The 16522-nt window shown below is 59.7% G+C and carries 16 protein-coding genes and 3 pseudogenes; 9 read left to right on the top strand and 10 right to left on the bottom strand.

The window, feature by feature from the left end:
* The 3 genes from HMPREF1267_RS01905 to HMPREF1267_RS01895 all read left to right on the top strand — a co-directional run bounded on the left by HMPREF1267_RS01905 (nt 1) and on the right by HMPREF1267_RS01895 (nt 3852).
* On the top strand, nt 1–507 hold the full coding sequence (locus HMPREF1267_RS01905; RefSeq protein WP_023028204.1) for a methylated-DNA--[protein]-cysteine S-methyltransferase: 507 nt from the start codon (nt 1–3) through the stop codon (nt 505–507).
* Nucleotides 508–577: 70 nt separating this feature from the next.
* The gene (locus HMPREF1267_RS01900; RefSeq protein WP_005276620.1) at nt 578–2287 is read left to right on the top strand and encodes a long-chain-fatty-acid--CoA ligase; all 1710 of its coding nucleotides are present in this window, start codon (nt 578–580) and stop codon (nt 2285–2287) included.
* Nucleotides 2288–2298: 11 nt separating this feature from the next.
* Entirely contained in the window at nt 2299–3852 is a 1554-nt protein-coding gene (locus HMPREF1267_RS01895) for an AMP-binding protein (RefSeq protein WP_023028203.1), read from the top strand.
* Nucleotides 3853–4120: 268 nt separating this feature from the next.
* Here HMPREF1267_RS01895 and HMPREF1267_RS13300 read toward each other — a convergent pair.
* Nucleotides 4121–4816 (bottom strand): annotated as a pseudogene (locus tag HMPREF1267_RS13300) (YihY/virulence factor BrkB family protein); the annotation flags it as partial.
* Between the two features lie 325 nt (nt 4817–5141).
* Between HMPREF1267_RS13300 and HMPREF1267_RS01880 the strand changes: the two are divergent.
* Entirely contained in the window at nt 5142–5618 is a 477-nt protein-coding gene (locus HMPREF1267_RS01880; RefSeq protein WP_023028200.1) for an S-ribosylhomocysteine lyase, read from the top strand.
* 227 nt (nt 5619–5845) lie between these two features.
* On the opposite strand, the gene HMPREF1267_RS01875 is transcribed toward HMPREF1267_RS01880, so the two are convergent.
* Nucleotides 5846–6967, bottom strand: coding sequence for a UDP-N-acetylmuramate dehydrogenase (locus tag HMPREF1267_RS01875; protein WP_023028199.1), 1122 nt, complete (start codon nt 6965–6967; stop codon nt 5846–5848).
* Between the two features lie 24 nt (nt 6968–6991).
* On the opposite strand from HMPREF1267_RS01875, the gene HMPREF1267_RS01870 reads away from it, so the two are divergent.
* Genes HMPREF1267_RS01870 through HMPREF1267_RS01860 form a run of 3 tightly spaced genes read left to right on the top strand, consistent with a single transcriptional unit; the run spans nt 6992 to nt 9177 of the window.
* Nucleotides 6992–7483 carry a DUF2505 domain-containing protein gene (locus HMPREF1267_RS01870; RefSeq protein ID WP_023016636.1) on the top strand — a complete coding sequence of 164 codons (492 nt, stop codon included), beginning with the start codon at nt 6992–6994 and terminating at the stop codon, nt 7481–7483.
* A gap of 31 nt (nt 7484–7514) precedes the next feature.
* Nucleotides 7515–8324, top strand: a complete 810-nt coding sequence (locus tag HMPREF1267_RS01865) for a hypothetical protein (protein WP_023016635.1) — start codon at nt 7515–7517, stop codon at nt 8322–8324.
* A 49-nt stretch (nt 8325–8373) separates the two neighbouring features.
* Entirely contained in the window at nt 8374–9177 is an 804-nt protein-coding gene (locus HMPREF1267_RS01860; protein WP_023016634.1) for a DUF2993 domain-containing protein, read from the top strand.
* A gap of 37 nt (nt 9178–9214) precedes the next feature.
* Here the strand turns inward: HMPREF1267_RS01860 and HMPREF1267_RS01855 are convergent, their stop codons facing one another.
* The 7 genes and pseudogenes from HMPREF1267_RS01855 to HMPREF1267_RS13540 all read right to left on the bottom strand — a co-directional run bounded on the left by HMPREF1267_RS01855 (nt 9215) and on the right by HMPREF1267_RS13540 (nt 13789).
* Nucleotides 9215–9658: a hypothetical protein gene (locus HMPREF1267_RS01855; protein WP_005276605.1), complete on the bottom strand. Its 444-nt coding sequence runs from the start codon at nt 9656–9658 to the stop codon at nt 9215–9217.
* Nucleotides 9659–9660: 2 nt separating this feature from the next.
* Nucleotides 9661–9951 carry a DUF2516 family protein gene (locus HMPREF1267_RS01850; RefSeq protein ID WP_005276604.1) on the bottom strand — a complete coding sequence of 97 codons (291 nt, stop codon included), beginning with the start codon at nt 9949–9951 and terminating at the stop codon, nt 9661–9663.
* Nucleotides 9952–9956: 5 nt separating this feature from the next.
* Nucleotides 9957–10391 (bottom strand): CGLAU_01105 family protein, encoded by a 435-nt coding sequence (locus HMPREF1267_RS01845; RefSeq protein WP_005276602.1) that lies wholly within the window; start codon nt 10389–10391, stop codon nt 9957–9959.
* Nucleotides 10392–10424: 33 nt separating this feature from the next.
* On the bottom strand, nt 10425–11756 hold the full coding sequence (locus HMPREF1267_RS01840; protein ID WP_005276600.1) for a DUF445 domain-containing protein: 1332 nt from the start codon (nt 11754–11756) through the stop codon (nt 10425–10427).
* Between the two features lie 179 nt (nt 11757–11935).
* A complete protein-coding gene (locus HMPREF1267_RS01835) occupies nt 11936–12268 on the bottom strand; it encodes a hypothetical protein (RefSeq protein WP_005276599.1) in 333 nt (110 codons plus the stop codon).
* 237 nt (nt 12269–12505) lie between these two features.
* Nucleotides 12506–13411, bottom strand: a complete 906-nt coding sequence (locus HMPREF1267_RS12940; RefSeq protein WP_369707680.1) for an IS3 family transposase — start codon at nt 13409–13411, stop codon at nt 12506–12508.
* A 179-nt stretch (nt 13412–13590) separates the two neighbouring features.
* Nucleotides 13591–13789 (bottom strand): annotated as a pseudogene (locus HMPREF1267_RS13540) (hypothetical protein).
* 239 nt (nt 13790–14028) lie between these two features.
* Here HMPREF1267_RS13540 and HMPREF1267_RS01820 point away from each other — a divergent pair.
* Both HMPREF1267_RS01820 and HMPREF1267_RS01815 read left to right on the top strand, forming a co-directional pair.
* Entirely contained in the window at nt 14029–14541 is a 513-nt protein-coding gene (locus HMPREF1267_RS01820; protein WP_023016631.1) for a hypothetical protein, read from the top strand.
* 2 nt (nt 14542–14543) lie between these two features.
* The gene (locus HMPREF1267_RS01815; RefSeq protein ID WP_023016632.1) at nt 14544–14870 is read left to right on the top strand and encodes a hypothetical protein; all 327 of its coding nucleotides are present in this window, start codon (nt 14544–14546) and stop codon (nt 14868–14870) included.
* Nucleotides 14871–15028: 158 nt separating this feature from the next.
* Here the strand turns inward: HMPREF1267_RS01815 and HMPREF1267_RS01810 are convergent.
* Nucleotides 15029–16268: pseudogene (locus tag HMPREF1267_RS01810) on the bottom strand (IS256 family transposase).
* Between the last annotated feature and the right edge of the window lie 254 nt (nt 16269–16522).

The following is a 16522-nucleotide window of genomic DNA, read 5'->3' as shown; positions in this document are numbered from 1 at the left end:
ATGCTGCGCACCATCGATACCCCCATCGGCCCGCTGCTGCTCACCGCAGACGCAGACGGACTGTCCCGTGTCGACTTCGTCGCGATCCAGTTGGGTCGCCGCGAAACCAATAAGGTTCGCGGCGAGGTGAGCGGCGGGGACGATGGGGGCACCGACAAGCGCGGTGCAGACATCCTAGATGCGGCGCAGGAGCAGCTCGCGGAGTATTTCACTGGGTGCCGCCGCGAGTTTGACCTGCCGCTCAACCCGGCGCCGACGACCGAATTTCGCGCCCAAATTCACGCGCAGTTGGACACCATTGGCTACGGCGAGATCTCAAGCTATGGCGAGCTCGCCGCCGCTGTGGGTCGTCCCGCTGCTACCCGGGCGGTCGGTACAGCCTGCGGCGCCAATCCCCTGCCGATTATTCGGCCCTGCCACCGTGTGCTGCGCAGCGATGGAACGCTCGGCGGCTATGCCGGCGGCCTGGATATCAAGCGTTTTTTGCTGACACTCGAAGAAAACTAGAGGATTTCCTCACGTTCTGGGTATACTCGCCCTTTGTAATATTTTTCTTTACCAAACGAAAGGGTAGCGCGTGTCCGCATACGAATCCCGGGCCTGGGTCAAGCACTACAGTGACTGGACCCCCGCCACGCTTGATTACGGCGATAAAACCATCGTTGACTACTACGTCAATAACCTCCGCATCAATGCGAATAAGTCCGCTACCTACTTCTTCGGCAATACGCAGAACTACGCGGAATTAGACTCCCAGGTGCGCGCAGCCGCCGCGGGCCTTAAGGCCTTTGGCATCCGGCCTGGCGATAGGGTCGCCATCGTCATGCCCAACTGCCCCCAACACGTGGTGGCGTTTTATGCCATCCAGCTGCTGGGAGCCACCGCGGTAGAGCACAATCCCCTCTACACCGCCCACGAGCTCGAGGGGCTGTTCCAGGACCACGGCGCGCGCGTGGTCATCGCCTGGGATAAGACGGCGCAGACGCTGAATAAGCTGCGCGCCACCACCCCGCTAGAGACCATCGTGTCCGTCAATATGATCGAGGCGATGCCGCCACTAAAGCGCCTCGCGCTGCGGATTCCCCTGCCACCGCTGGCCGCCAAGCGCGAGCAGCTGACCGGTGCGGCCCCGAATACCGTGGCCTGGTCCACGCTTATCGGTTCTGCCATCGGCGGCGACGGCAAGGACCTCGAGATTGCCCAGGTTACGCAGGACGATATCGCGCTTATCCTCTACACCTCCGGCACCACCGGAAAGCCCAAGGGCGCGCTGCTATCGCACGGCAATCTCATCGCCAACTGCGTGCAGGGCGAGGCCTGGCTGACGAATATGGACGCCACCGAGCAGCGCTTCCTCGCTGCCTTGCCGCTCTTCCACGCCTACGGCATGACCACGCTGTGCGTGCTCAGCATCTACTTCGGAGCCGAGCTCATCCTGATTCCGTCCCCGCAGATGCCGCTCATCATGGACATCATTAAAAAGCACACCCCCACCTGGCTGCCGGGCGTGCCCACGCTGTACGAGAAGATCATGGACGCCGCCGAGGACAAGGGCGTGGATCTCGCCGGCATCAGCAATGCCTTCTCCGGCGCCGCCACCCTGCCGGTTGATGTGATGGAGCGCTGGGAATCCATGACCGGCGGCCGGCTCGTCGAGGGATTCGGCATGACGGAGACCTCCCCCGTGCTCATCGGCAATCCTATGAACGGCAATCGACGCCCGGGCTATGTGGGCCTGCCCTTCCCCGATGTTGAGGTGCGCATTGGCAACCCGGATAACCTCGATGAAACCCAGCCAGATGGCGAGCCGGGCGAGATGCTGGCCCGCGGTCCGCAGATCTTCCAGGGCTACTTCAATAATGAAAAGGCCACCGCGGAGTCCTTCCACAACGGCTGGTTCCGCACCGGTGACATGGCCATCATGGATGAGGATGGCTGGGTCCGCCTGGTCAGCCGCATCAAGGAAATCATCATCACCGGCGGCTTTAACGTCTACCCGGCCGAGGTAGAAGAAGTGGTGCGCAAGCACCCAGACGTCAAGGAGGTCGCCGTGGTGGGCCGCCCGCGCAAGGATGGCTCGGAGGACGTCGTCGCCTGCGTCATCCTGCGCGATGGCGCCGTCCTGGACCCAGAGGGCCTGAAGTCCTTCTGCCGCGAGCGCCTGACCGGCTACAAGATTCCGCGCACCTTCTACCACTTTGAGGAGCTGGCCTCGGACCAGCTGGGCAAGATCCGCCGACGCATGGTGCAACAGGATCTGCTCGATCTCCTCAAGCAGAAGGCTTAGTATTAACCACCATGTCAGACCTCGAATACGACGCCACGCTGACGGATTTCCTCGCCACCGCCGTAGCCAGCTTCCCCCACCGTCCCGCCACCTTTTTCGGCGGCGAGACCCTGAGCTACGCGGAGCTGGATACCCGCATCGCCGCTGCCGCCGGCGCCCTGCGGGAGATGGGAATCCGCCCCGGTGACCGGGTAGCGCTGGTCTTGCCCAACTCCCCGCAGCACCTCATTGCCTTTTTCGCGGTGCTGCGCCTGGGCGCGGTCGTAGTCGAACATAACCCGCAGTACACCGCCCACGAGCTGGCCCCGCTCTTTGCCCACCACGGCGCCCGCATCGCCTTGGTGTGGGATCAGGTTGCCGCCGTGGTCGATGGCCTGGCCAGCACGGTGATCCCCGTGTCTTTGGAGGCGCCCCTTCCCCTCTCCGGCGCCCCAGTTCCCCACCGTCAGGCCGCGCTTGCCGATGCCGCCCTCATCCTCTACACCTCCGGCACCACCGGCCAGCCCAAGGGCGTGGTGCTCACGCACGGCAACCTCGCCGCCAATTGCATCCAATTGGAAGCCCAAGCCGATCTGCGCCCGGGCCACGAGCGCTTCCTTGCCACGCTGCCGATGTTCCACTCTTACGGATTGACCATGAGCGTCTTGCTCGCCGTGCGCTGCGCCGCCGAGATCATCCTGCTGCCCGCCCCGCGCCCCGCGGCCGTGGTCGGCGCCTTGGCACAGCGCCGGCCGACCTGGATGCCGGGCGTTCCCACCATTTATGAGCGCGCCATGAATGAACTGGCGGCGGAATCTGCCTCCGAGGCGGCCGCCGAACAGGCCGCCGAGCAGGCCGCAGACCTGGGCGGGGTGCGCTACGCCATTTCCGGGGCGGCATCGCTGCCGGCGCGCATCATCGAGCCCTGGCAAGACCGCACCGGCGGCATGCTCGTCGAGGGCTACGGGCTCACGGAGGCCTCCCCCGTGCTGACCATTAACCCGCTTGGTGAGAGTCGGCGCGTGGGGACCATCGGCAAGCCGCTTGCCGATACCGACCTGCGCATCGGGGATCCGGGTGACCTGGACCGCAGCCAACCCGATGGCACGCCCGGTGAGATCCTTGCCCGCGGGCCCCAGGTTTTTGCGGGCTACCTCGACAACCCCGCAGCCACGCGGGAGGCATTCCACGGCGAGTGGCTGCGCACCGGCGATATGGGGGTGCGCGAGGCCGATGGCCATTTCCGGCTGGTGGGCCGGATTAAAGAGGTCATCATCACCGGTGGTTTTAACGTCTTTCCCAGCGAGGTGGAACACGCCCTGCTTAGCCACCCCGCGATAAGCCAAGCTGCGGTTGCCGGCATCCCGCGTGCCGATGGTTCCGAGGACGTCGCCGCCTGCCTGGTACTCCACCCCGGCGCCGCCTTCGACGCGGAGGCGCTGCGCGAGCACTGCCGCGGCCTTTTGGCCCGCTATAAGGTCCCGCGCCATTTCGTGGTGCGCGAGGAATTGCCCACCGATCAGCTGGGCAAGCTGCGCCGCCGCCAGGTGCAGGACATCTTGGTGGCAGCAGTGTCCTCACACTAATCCTCAGCAGCGGTGGATTCCCGGCGCGGGCTACGTCCCGGTGCGGGGCTATTCCTCGCCGCGGGCGGCATCGGCAAAGATGCGCCCCCGAGCGCTCTTCTAGTTTCTTCTTCGCGCGCACCTGCTGCTGCGCCGCGAATTCGGAGCGCGGTGGGGCTTGAATATAGCGCTCTGCGTGCAGTCCAAGTTGCAGCTCCTTGGCACGCAGGACCTCCGCATCGATCTTGATGCCCAAAATCAGCATCGTATTGGACAGCCAGACGGTCATAAATACCGCCATGACCGTTCCGAATGCCCCGTAAATGCTCACCCCGGCCAGGTACTTGATGTAGAGGGAAAATGCGCCCCACACCACCAAGTTCGTCACTAGCGCTACCACCGAGCCCAAGGTGATCCAGCGAAAACGGCTGGGCCGAACGTTCGGAGCAAAGTGGTACCACACGGCAATAAGCGCCAGCGCCACCACGACAGTTATGGGAAAGCGCAGCCAATTCCACACCGGCATAAAAATGCCACCGAAAAAGTCCACGGTTCCATGCAGCCCTAGGCGGAGTGCTACAGGCTCGATGACGCTGTCCACGACGGTATCGCGCAATAAATTGGCACACAGGACCACCACCGCGCCAATGACGAGGACCACGGTAATGGCCCACATCAACGCCCATGTGCGGATAGTGCCGCGTCCCTCCACCCGGCCGTAGACAGTATTGGCGGTGCGCGAGAAGGCACGCACATACGCCGAGGCGGCGAAGAGTGAAATCAGGACGGAGACCACCAGTGCAAACGTGTCCTCCCGCGTAGAACCGATAATGGAGCTGACAATGGTGCCGGCTTCCTCCGCCATAGAACGGGGCACGTACGTATCGATGAACTGCGCAGTCAGTGCCTCCACCTCTCCCCGGCGCGAAGAAAAGACCAGCGTGGCAATGGAATATGCCGCCAGGACAGTGGGCGCGAAGGCCATGAGGGTGAGGTAGGTCATCGCGGCGGCGCGGTCCATTAAGGCATCGTGGAAGAAATCAGCCCACACGCGTCGCATTACCAGGCCCCAGCTGTCCTTGCGCAGGCGGTTGCCGCGCGCCCACGGATCGGCATCGGCGGCGGGGCTTTCCACGGTGACCAGGGTGGTAACGGTGCTTGGCACGATCTTTTGTTGCTGGGCAGTCTGCTTCCGGGCTTGCTTGCTGCCGGTTGCGGGGGCATCGTCCAAGGCACTCATAGTTACGCAGCGTATGCGGCCTAAGAATCTATTCTGTGAAGTGACACTCGCAGCGATTAGGCTGGGGAGTATGACTGAACAGAACCAAGAAAAGATTAACGTCAAGTCCTTCGAGCTCGACCACCGCCTCGTCAGCGCGCCTTATATCCGCGTGGCTGACCGCACCGATTTGGGCGGCGGCGTGGAGATTATCAAGTATGACCTGCGCTTCTGCCAGCCCAATAAGGAGCACTTGGACACGGAGGCACTGCACTCCGTGGAGCACATGATGGCCAACTTTATGCGCAACTACACCGATAAGCTCATCGGCTTTGCTCCCATGGGCTGCCGCACCGGCTTCTACGCCATCACCAACGGCATGGAGCAGAATGAATTGCTGCGCGCCGTTGAGGGTGCGCTGAACGATATCCTTTCCGCCACCGAGGTTCCCGCCGCCAACGAAGAGCAGTGCGGTTGGGGCGCGCACCACAGCTTGAAGGGCGCACAGGATGCGGCCCGCAAGTTCTTGGACGCCAAGCCGGAGTGGCTCGAGGTCATGGCTGCCTAAGACTGCGCCGGGCCGCAGCGCCGGGGCGGCTTTGCGCTGCCTGCCCGTGCTGCCCGCGCTGCCAGTGCTGCCTGCAAGCGACACTTACGTCCAAAACAACCGCGTTTCGCCAAAAATGAGGGCGAATTTGAGAAGAACGCGGTTGTTTTGGACGTTTTTATGTCCGCGCAGGCCTAAAACCCGCGCGGCCACAGCGGCTGCGGCCCCGCCGCGCCGAGAGGCGCAGCCTAGTCCTCGTCCATGGATAGGCCCAGCCACACGGGCTCGGGCACGAGCTCGACGCCGAAGGCCTCGCGGACGCCATCGCGGATCGTGCGGGCCAGGGCGACGATATTGGCGGCGGTCGCGTTTCCGCGATTGGTCAGCGCCAGGGTGTGCTTGGTGGATAGCGTTGCCGGGCCGGAGCCGGGGTAGCCCTTTGTAAAGCCGGCGTTATCGATAAGCCAAGCGGCCGAGAGCTTCTCATGCGGGGAGGTATCGCCCTGTGCGGCGACGGGGTGGCGGGGCATGCGGTCGGCGGGGGCATCGCCAAGCGTGGCGCGCACCTTGTCCTGGATGGCGTCGGCGACGCTGGATTCGACCACGGGGTTGGTGAAGAAGGAGCCGGCGGACCAGGTGTCGTGGTCGGCGGCATCGAGCACCATGCCCTTGCCGCGGCGCAGGGCGAGGACCTCCTCGCGGACTTGGGCGACGGGGCGGCGCTCGCCGGGGTTATCGGTAAGCTGCCCAAAGCGCAGGGGGCGAGAGAGCCCGTCCGTGGTCAATTGCAATTCGACCTCGAGTACCACCGCGCGGCCGGTAAATTTCAGGTTGGAGTAGCGGTAGGCAAGATCGAGATCGGAGACGGGAACCCACTCATCGGCATCAGTGCGCAGGTTATACAAGCGCACGCGGGTCAAGACCTCAGAAATCTCGGCGCCATAGGCGCCCACGTTTTGCACGGGCACCGCGCCCACCGTGCCGGGGATGCCGGACAGGCACTCGATTCCGCCCAGGGACTGCGCCACGGATTCCGCCACGACTTCGTCCCATACCGCGCCGGCTTGGGCGCGCACGAGACCGGTCTGGGTATCCATGTCCACCGCGGCAAAGTCCAGGACAACGGCGACTACGTCTACCTCGCCATCAGAAACCAGCAGGTTGGAGCCGCCGCCGACCACGATGAAAGGAACTTTTTCTTTCGCGAGGTACCGCAGTGCCGCAACCGCTGCTTCGGGCAGCGAACAACGCAACGTGACCTGTGGCTTTCCCCCCACGCGCAAGGTGGTGAGATCGGCAAAGCTCGCCGTGGGATCCACGTCTACGCCTTCGATTGCTGTGAGTTGTTGCGTCAAAAATTTATCAAGCACGTATACCAAGGTAGTCTGTTAAGCATGTCAACTCGTAGTGAAAACACCGTAACCATCAATCAGCCTATCGACATGGTTCACAAGGCGCTGCTTACCCAGGGGTACTGGGAGTACATCGTGGAAAATCTTTCCCCGGAGGCAGGCCAGGTTCACGATTTCTCCGATAACGTAGCAACTCTCTACGAGGTCCTGCCGACCAACCTCTTGCCAGAGGCTGTGCGCGCCATGGTCTCGCAGGACCTCAAGGTCAAGCGCGTGGTCACCGTGGGCGAGCTCAACGGCCAGGCCGCTGACGTCAATTACACCGCTGACGTCAAGGGCACCCCGGTGGACTTCAAGGGCGAGATTTCCCTGGCCGGCGAGGGCGAGATGACCAAGCTGACCTACACCAACGAGATCTCCGTCAAGATCCCGATGATGGGCGCAGCCATCGAGCCGAAGGTGGGCGAATCCCTCGCAGAGCTCTTTGATAACGAGGGCAAGCTGACCGAACAGTGGATTTCTGAAAACCTCTAAGGCATCCCAGCCTTAGCATCCACCGATTCCCATGGCCTACCACGCTCATAACCTGCGCGCCAGCGCAGCAGCGGGTCGGCCTTTTGGCGTTATTACCCGCGGCACCACCAACTACAACCGGCTCAGGCGCTGCGATAGGTGGATGATGGCGCACCCGGAAATCTCGGCCCTGCTGCGCCACGTGCGCACCCCGCTCGCGCTCGACGTGGGTTACGGTGCCTCGCATACCACCACCGTGGAGTGGGCGCGGTGGCTGCGCCGCATCAATCCCCGCGTGGATGTGCGCGGGCTGGAAATCCACCCGGACAGGGTGCTGCCGCCGCGCGATGGCGTGCGCTTTGAGCTGGGCGGATTTGAGCTCGCGGGCTACCGGCCGCAGGTGGTGCGCGCCTTTAATGTCCTGCGCCAATACGACGTGGACCAGGTTGCGGAGGCCTGGCAGACGGTGTGCTCGCGCTTGGCACCTGGCGGGTTCTTTGTGGAGGGCACCTGCGATGAGCTGGGGCGACGCGCGGCGTGGATCCTGCTCGATCAGCATGGCCCGAAGACGCTGACGCTCGCATGGGATCCTTTCGACGTGGCCCGCCCCTCTGATGTGGCCGAGCGCCTGCCCAAGGTGCTCATCCACCGCAACGTGCCCGGCGAGCCCATCCACGAGCTCCTGCAGGCCGCCGATAGGGCTTGGGATCGCGCCGCCGGGTGGGCCCCGCACGGCCCGCGGGTGCGGTGGCGCATGGCGCAGGCCCTGCTTGCCGATGCCCCCTTCAACCTCCACCCTCCCCGCCGCCGGCTGCGCGATAATACGCTCACTGTGAGCTGGGAGAGCATCGCGCCCCGCTAATATCCAGCACACATTGCCACCGGCCGCCTCATGCGCCACACTGGTAGTCATGGCTGCAAAGAAATCGGGCGGATCGCTCGCGTGGAAAATTGTCGTAGGCGTCCTCGTAGCGCTGCTTGTTTTAATCCTCATCGCCGAGTTTGGCCTGCGCTGGTTCATTGGTAATCAGATGACCGAGGAGTTTAAAAATAGCGCCAAAGAAGAAGGCATCGAGGTCACGGAGGATCCCTCGGTAAGCTTTGGCGGCAGCCCCCTCCTCTTTGGGCTTATGCGCGGCTCGATTTCCCAAATGGATATGACCACGCCGTCGACCCTGCAGATCGAAGGATCGCAGATCAAGGGGCAACCCGCCTCCGAAATCCACGTGGAAGACATGTCGACGGATACCGATAACCCAGTAGCCGGCTTCCTCCGCGCCACCACTACCGTTCCGGATGACTATCTGCTGGCCAGCTTCCAAAAAGGAATCTCAGACCAATCCGGCAGCGAAACCATTGGAAATATGGTGGTCACTGAAATCACCGCGAATGACCAAAGCGACGAGCTGGAGGTGAAATTCGGCGGCGGCTTGGCCAGCCTTTCGCTCAAGCCCACCGCCCGTGACGGCAAGCTGGAGATCAATGCCACCGAGGCCGCCATCTTTGGCCTCTCCCTGCCAGAGCAAGCCACCAGCGCCATTTCTGATGCCTTGCAGGACGGCATGTCTGAGCAGCTCGTTGCCAATGACATGCAGGTCGAATCCGTGGACGTGGGCGATGGCAAGCTCACGCTGACCATCACCGGCACCGATGTCCCGATGAACGATATGGACCACTTCTCCGCCGAGAGCGGCGAGCAGAAGAAGGCCGCCTAACAGCGCCGACCTAGGGAGTGGCGGCCTAGGGCGCGACTTAGGCGGCGGGAAATTCTACGACGGGCAGCGAGCTGGACAGCTCGCTGCCTTTTCCTATGACAATCTTGTGAAAACCGGCCTGGGCGGCAGCGGTTTCCGCGAGGGACCGTGCCGGTTCCGCCTCCGGCAGGATGAGGCCCACGCGGGCCGGGTCCGGGCAAGCCTCGCGGATGGCTACGAGCTCGGAGAGGATGGGGGTGGCATCGGCAAGCGTGGCGTCCACGCTGACCCAGACCTCGTCCGCGCCGGACTGGATGGCCAGGCGGGCCTCAGAGGCCTTGATGAGCGTGTGGTGCCGGCCGGTGGGATAGCCCGCCACGGCGGTAATGCCCGCCGGCTCTGCTGCAGCCGCCACCGTCACGTGGTGCGGCGAGACCAAAACATGCTGCCCCGTGGCCTGCTCCCTAACCTCGGCGGCGGAAGCGTGCAGGAGATTTTTCATGCTTAGTAGCTGTAGTCGCCGTTGATGATGGCCTTGAGCTGCGGGCGCACGTCAAACCAGTAGATGCCGGTGATGACCGTGCCAATCCACGCCAAAAATTGCAGGCCGGTAGCCATCGCCACCGCCGAGCCCGCAAGCAGGCCTACCCATACCCATTTACCTTTGCGGTCGCCGGCCCGAAACGCGTCCTCGCGCGTAGATGCCGCGAGGACAGCACCGATGATGGCAGCAATGGTCAGGGCCTGGAAGAAGTAGATGGGAAACTTATAGGCAATGTCAAGTAAAACGTACATGCAGATTAATTCGTGGGTTCGTCGGTATCGATAACTTCGCCATCGATAATATTATCGTCCTTGTCCGCCGCAGCGGAATTACCGTTCTTGGGCGCGTTCTTCTTCTCGTTCACGCGCTCCTGGGCATAGCCATACGCGTCCTTCACGCCCTCGCGGGTTTCCTGGTACGCATCCGCGAACTTGTCCTTCGCCTCAGAGAAAGCCTCCGAGTCGCGGGTTTCTTCCGCGGCCTTCTTGATGGACGCGCCCCACTGCTTGGCGGTAGTGGTGGCCTTATCCAGCATGCCGTCCTTATCGCCCTGTGGGTCCTGTGCGCCCGCCCCCTGCGCACCCTGGTTCTCGCGCTCTTCCTGCAGGCGGCCACCGAAGTCCTTGGCGGTATTCAGCGCGGACGCGCCAGCTTCCTTCAGGGAATCAAAAAGCTTCTTCTTCTCAGTCATGAAAACCTCCGTGTGATGAATTATTCCGGCGCATTAGGCGCCGAAAATGAGATGATTAACAGCATATATGGCCAAGCCTGCCAGAGAGCCGACGATAGTGCCGTTAAGGCGAATAAATTGCAGATCCTTGCCCACCATCAGCTCGATATTTTGCGAGGCCTCCTGCGCATCCCAGCGCTTAATGGTCTCCGGGATGATCGCGATGATTTCCGGGGCAAACTTCTCCACCGCGTAGCGCGCGGCTTTGTCCACAAGATCATTGGCCTGGGCTAAAAACTCGGAATCCTCGAGCAACCGATGCGCCAATTCCTTCACCTTGGCCGTCATCTTCTGCCGCAGGAAGGATTCCGGGTCATTGAACTGATCAATTAGCGTAGTGGAAATCGTGCGCCACATCGCTGCCGGCGCCTGCTGGACCTGATCAGAGGCGAGCATCTCCTGTTTGATGCTGTCGATGCGCTCGCGCATATCCGCATCCCACTGCAAGTCCGCAGCCAGCTTGGACAAGTTGCGGCGAATGGCCAGGCGGGCCTCGTGGTTGCCATCGCGGCGAACCTCATCAGCGAACTCGACGAGCTCGTTATAGACCTTGTCCCCCACCATCTCGCGAGCAAAGCGCGGCGCCCACCCGGGCATGCGCTCATCGATGGCCGTGACCACCGTCGATTCCATGCCAAGAATCTTCTTGTGCGCCCAGTCAATGAGGTCATCCTCCAGCGGGCGCGCCTTGCCGTCCGCGATATAGCCCTCCAGCAACCGGCCCAATGGCGGCCCCCACTCCGGCTCCGCCAGGCGGTCCATGACCTGGGTGCGGATGAACTGCTCCGCCTCAGCCGGGTCGAGGTCCTCCACCACGCTGGCGGCGCGCTGACCAATCCATTCGGAGACTTCCTCCGCCTTGCCGGGTTCTGCCCCCTGGCGCGCCAACCACAGCGGCAGCTCCGCATCCCGCACCTTAGCGCTCAGCGCATCCGCGGTCAGGAAATTCTCCTCCACAAAGTCCTTCAACGCATCGCCCACGCGGTCCTTATTATTTGGAATCAGCGCGGTATGCGGGATAGGCAAGCCCATCGGCCGGCGGAAGAGTGCAGTCACCGCAAACCAGTCCGCCAGGCCACCGACCATGCCAGCCTCCGCCGCCGCACGCACGTAGCCCACCCACACCGGCGCTCCGCTTTCCGATGCCTGCCACCACGAGCACCCCAAAAAGATCACCGCCGCCAGCAAAAGCAGCGACAGCGCAATCGCTTTCCACCGCCGCAGGTCCGCCCGGCGCGCCTCCTGATTGCCGGCCTGCGGCACACCGGTGCCTGACGATGCCGGCTCCCTCGCCGTATCGAGCTCTGCGTCCGAGCGGTGCGTCATGAATTCTCCTTGGAGTTCGTAGGTGCATTCGAGCTTCGCTCTATAACACTAGTTGGCATTGCAAAGGGGCAAGAAAGCTGGCTTGGCTAAAATCGTTTGATTAGGATTTGTATCGCCCCTAAGCCTTTAGGCAGCTGGGTAAAGGTGGGGATTGAGGAGCTGAAAACTTCCCACGGCCTTCACTTCAGGCGAGAATTAATAATCACTACAACGGCGAAACCAACATAGGCGATCAATGCGCCAGCAGTGCCAAAGCTTAAGAATGCTTTAGTTAAATTTGAAAAATCATCCCGGACTGCAAAACCTAAAGCCGACACAATCCCAGTGGTTATCGCAATAAAATTAACGGCGCTTGGAATCGTCACCTTATAGAGATGAATCTGCCATATAGTGACCACTGGTCCAAAAAGCAGGCTCATAATCACAAATGCATTGTCTTGCATGTACATGGCCCACAGGGAGGAGGAGACCGCTAACATACCCAGCGATGCGTAGGTGATTCCTTTTAACATAGTCACTCACGTATCTTTGTACATTCGAATCGAGGGTGGCTGTGATTTCTGTCGGCCTTCAATCCCTACGAAAAACTATACCAAGAGTGAAGGAAGAATGAGTTTTATAGGACCAGACCTCCAGGCTGATCGGAGACCGATGCTCCGCCATGGGCATTATCACCGTCTTGAACCCGTAGTCCAGGGGAATGATGAGGAACCATCAAGCGAGACACTGAAGTGCCCCGAGTTTTGTTCCTAGGCATTTGCCTTGTTTTCCATTATTGCCTGTGGCAAGTTCTGCTTCCAAAACTCGGTTTCCACCTCGGCTGGGGTTCGGTATCCCAGGCTTTGGTGGATCCTTGTCTCGTTCCACCATGACACCCACTCGAACGTCGCGATTTCTACCTCTACAACGTCATCCCACCTGCGGGTATGGACTAGCTCGTTCTTGTAGGAGCCGTTAACGTTTTCAGCCAGAGCATTATCATAGGAGTCACCAACACTTCCGGTGGAAGCTGTAATGCCGTGCCGGGTAAGTCGCTCGTTGTAGACAACGCTGACATACTGCGATCCGTGATCCGAATGGTGAATGAGACCTGTTGTTTCCTCAGCGCTCACAATCGCTTGGTTGAGTGCTTGCAGCGGCAAAGCTTCGGTCCGCATCGAATCTGACAGCGCCCACCCGACGATCCGCCGGGAGTAGACGTCGGTGACAAACGCGGTGTAGACGAATCCTTTTCGTGTCCGTACATAGGTAATGTCAGCCACCCACAGCTTATTCGGGCCCCGGGCTTTGAATTCACGCTCGACCAAGTCCGGGCGCAAATCAGGCACGTTAGCTTTTCGGGTTGTAATCGGTGATCCGCCTTTGCCTTTGCCAGAAACGCCAGCCAGGCGCATCAGTCGGGCGGTTTGTTCACGACCGATATCGATTCCTTCACGGCGAAGAGCATGCCACATTTTCCGCACACCTAAGACACCATAATTATCCCGATGAACAGCACTAATGCGTTCAACCAACGCAGCATCACGAAGTCGACGAGCACTTAACCCGCGAGCCTTGGACTGGCGATACCCACGCGAGGTGATAAACCCACCAGCCCGGTTATTTTTCAACGTCTTGCAGATGAACTCGGGCAGTGAAACGATTCCGGTTTTCATCGATGAACCGGATCATTTCTTAACGTTTCGGGTCGAGTTCCGACGCGAAAAAAGCCGAGGCAGCCTTCAACAACTCATTAGTATCGCGTAGCTCTTGATTTTCACGACGTAGCCTCGCGTTTTCGGCAGCCAAATCTTCAGGCACAGGTTCTGAGATGTTTCCCGCACGGCGGGCAGGCTTAAGTCCATTGACGAGCCGTGTGCCATGAAACCCCCAGCTTTGGAGCTACTGCCTGGCACGCGGGGTGCATCGACATATTTTCCGCCACGATGCGGTCCTCCACGAGACGGACCACACGGTCCTTCGCATCCTGGTCAAATTTTCTCGGCATATTCCAGATTTTCCCATCTACTCAAACGGAACAAAACCTGGGACACTTCAAGTCAACATTTCAGAGTTTATGCACAATTAACGTTCTCGTAACCTCTTTGTCTATAGGGTGATTTCCTAATTAATATGCGGTGAGCTATCGAGGGTGTTGTAAACATATGGTTAATTTTCACTCCTTTCGCTTGACCGCTTGAACGTTTGATGAATAAATAAAAAAGTCTCTAATTTCACATATCGATAGGGTGACGAATTTAGTCACTCACGTACCAGGAAAGGGTTTTATAAAATGTCCGTTAAGAAAATCTTTGCCTCTATCGCGCTTGCGCTGGCGACGAGTGGAGGGCTAGCCACTGCCGCTCAAGCCGAAGCCGCAACTGGCAATCATGCACAACAAGAGACGAAAAAAGATGCTTTGACGTTTGACTCAAAGGACGGACGCAGATCATTTGATGCAATGGACGGCGTAGGGCTTAAGCCTCACCTGCAAAGCGGAGATAAAGTAACACTCTCCGGGGCAACCGTAAATGTACATAATAAACACGGCGATCTAGTCGCTTCAGTAGATGCAGAACTACCTAAAGACATGAAGCTTTTCCAAGATAAGGACGGGACCATCGTCCCCGTGTCATCTTCGGGGATTGCTGAAAGGGCCTGCACCAACAATAAATGGGTCAAGTGGGGTGTAGGGGCAGCAGTTGAAGGCCTTGTATGCATTCCCGCTTCAGCGGGAACCGCTGGAGCCGCAGGAATCCCTTGCACCATTGCGGCGGGGGCAGCAGCAACTGCAGTAGGATGTTAAGCATGGCTAATCTCACCTCATTTGCTCTCGACGGCAGAGTGAAAACATCCTTCGGGAATAACATGCGCCCCATCACACTCGCTCTCCTTATGGCAGGGATTTTCACGTCTGCTAACGTTTTCATAACATGGAGCAATCCCGTTCCTTGGTGGGCTCACCTTTTAACATTTCTATTGTTCACAGCCCTCATGCTGGGGAGCGTAAAGACAGCAGCTAAGGAAGTGTCCCCTTCAGTTTATGAACTTCCATACGATAAGAGGTTGATTACTTTTTCTATAATAATGGCAGTCATTGCCATTATTGGTATTGTCATTTACACCTTGTCTTAAAGCATGCCATATGCATACTCGTTTTTATTTCTCCTGGAGCGGCGTCGACCCCATAAGTAAACGCATCAATTTCCTGATGTGATCTAAGAACGGTCAAGTCCCGTGTAGTGGTGTAGCCGTTTGTGCTTTCGGCTCGGTATGAAGTTCGGGGTTTGAGGTCAGGTGGTTAGCTGGTTGTGGTCACCATTGGCGTCTCCTGTGCGGTGCATGAGGTGTCTGGTGTGTTCGAGTGCGGTCAGTGACATGTAGCGTTTTTGTTGGATCCAATCGTCGTGTTGCTCGGCTAGGACCGCACCGACAAGCCGGATGATGGATTCGCGGTTCCAGAAGATGCCCACAACATCGGTGCGCCGGCGGATCTCCCGGTTTAACCGTTCTGTGGGGTTATTCGACCAGACCTTCGACCACACCGACTTCGGGGCTGCGGTAAACGCTAATACTTCATCGAGTGATTCCTCCAGATAGGTCGCAACTTGCGGGAACTTCGGCTCTAGTAGATCGACTACCTCACGGGCTTGGGACCAGGTGGATGTGGCGTCAGGTTGTTGGAAGATCGTCTGGAACATTGCAGAGACCATAGGCCACTGTGTCTTCGGGACCTTCTCGTAAAGGTTCTTCGCAAAATGGGTGCGGCAGCGCTGCCACGACGCATCAGGTAGCACTTCGGAAATGGCGTGCTGGATGCCTTCGTGGGCATCACTGGTGATAAGGAATACGCCGGTAAGTCCGCGGGCTTTTAAGTCCTGGAAGAAGCCTTTCCACGACGCGTTGGATTCCGTGGTGGCGACATGCATGCCAAGCATCTCGCGATACCCGTCAGCGTTGACCCCAGTGGCAAGCAGCACTGAGCATTTGACCACACGGCCGCCTTCGCGCACTTTGATTGTCAGCGCGTCGCAGGACAGGTAGGCGTAGCCGCCGGGATCGAGCGGACGGTTTTTGAAATCGGCGACCATCTCGTCGAGTTCTTCTGACATGCGTGAAACTTGGGATTTCGACATGTTGGCAATACCCAACGTGGCTACCAGGTCGTTCATTCTGCGGGTGGAAACCCCTTTGAGGTAGCAGGTTGCAATGACGGTCGATAAAGCCCGTTCTGCCCCGCGTGCGGCGTTCTAACAACCAGTCCGGGAAGAATGCGCCGTGGCGCAGTTTCGGTACTGCGACATCGATCGTGCCGACACGGGTGTCAAGGTCGCGGTGGCGGTACCCATTGCGGTGGTTGACGCGTTCGGTGGAGGCAACGCCGTATTCGGCGCCGCAGACGGTGTCGGCCTGGGCGGAGAGGATTTGGTTGATAAACCCTTGCAGCATCTGGCGCATCAAGTCAGGGGAGGCTTGAGCGAGCAGATCATCCAAGTAGGTTGCCGGGTCGATAGAATGTGGTGCAGCGGTCATCGTCATATGCCTTTCGGTGAGATGTGGTAGTTGAGTCGAAAGGTTAACTGACGGTGACCGCCCCACTATTTCCGGGGCCCACCATCAGCAAGCGTTACACCACACTAAAGGACGCAACCATGTCGACTTCTAAAACGAACGAAGAATCAAGCTTGAGTTCGGCAGATTAAGCATCAATCAACGCCGACGCAAGCTGCTACTCTAAATATTCCTAAAAATGTCCGCATCCCCTCTTGCTACTTAACCCCTATCTG

The organism is Corynebacterium sp. KPL1824 (assembly GCF_000478095.1).
GTDB classification, from domain to species: Bacteria; Actinomycetota; Actinomycetes; order Mycobacteriales; family Mycobacteriaceae; genus Corynebacterium; species Corynebacterium accolens.
Note: the sequence above shows the minus strand (reverse complement) of the source record. Positions and strands in the feature narration are given on the sequence as shown.

Coding starts and splice junctions, on each gene's coding strand:
- HMPREF1267_RS01905 (WP_023028204.1), top strand. CDS start 1: ATGCTGCGCACCATCGATACCCCCATCGGCCCGCTGCTGCTCACCGCA.
- HMPREF1267_RS01895 (WP_023028203.1), top strand. CDS start 2,299: ATGTCAGACCTCGAATACGACGCCACGCTGACGGATTTCCTCGCCACC.
- HMPREF1267_RS01880 (WP_023028200.1), top strand. CDS start 5,142: ATGACTGAACAGAACCAAGAAAAGATTAACGTCAAGTCCTTCGAGCTC.
- HMPREF1267_RS01870 (WP_023016636.1), top strand. CDS start 6,992: ATGTCAACTCGTAGTGAAAACACCGTAACCATCAATCAGCCTATCGAC.
- HMPREF1267_RS01865 (WP_023016635.1), top strand. CDS start 7,515: ATGGCCTACCACGCTCATAACCTGCGCGCCAGCGCAGCAGCGGGTCGG.
- HMPREF1267_RS01860 (WP_023016634.1), top strand. CDS start 8,374: ATGGCTGCAAAGAAATCGGGCGGATCGCTCGCGTGGAAAATTGTCGTA.
- HMPREF1267_RS01855 (WP_005276605.1), bottom strand. CDS start 9,658: ATGAAAAATCTCCTGCACGCTTCCGCCGCCGAGGTTAGGGAGCAGGCC.
- HMPREF1267_RS01850 (WP_005276604.1), bottom strand. CDS start 9,951: ATGTACGTTTTACTTGACATTGCCTATAAGTTTCCCATCTACTTCTTC.
- HMPREF1267_RS01845 (WP_005276602.1), bottom strand. CDS start 10,391: ATGACTGAGAAGAAGAAGCTTTTTGATTCCCTGAAGGAAGCTGGCGCG.
- HMPREF1267_RS01840 (WP_005276600.1), bottom strand. CDS start 11,756: ATGACGCACCGCTCGGACGCAGAGCTCGATACGGCGAGGGAGCCGGCA.
- HMPREF1267_RS01835 (WP_005276599.1), bottom strand. CDS start 12,268: ATGTTAAAAGGAATCACCTACGCATCGCTGGGTATGTTAGCGGTCTCC.
- HMPREF1267_RS12940 (WP_369707680.1), bottom strand. CDS start 13,411: ATGAAAACCGGAATCGTTTCACTGCCCGAGTTCATCTGCAAGACGTTG.
- HMPREF1267_RS01820 (WP_023016631.1), top strand. CDS start 14,029: ATGTCCGTTAAGAAAATCTTTGCCTCTATCGCGCTTGCGCTGGCGACG.
- HMPREF1267_RS01815 (WP_023016632.1), top strand. CDS start 14,544: ATGGCTAATCTCACCTCATTTGCTCTCGACGGCAGAGTGAAAACATCC.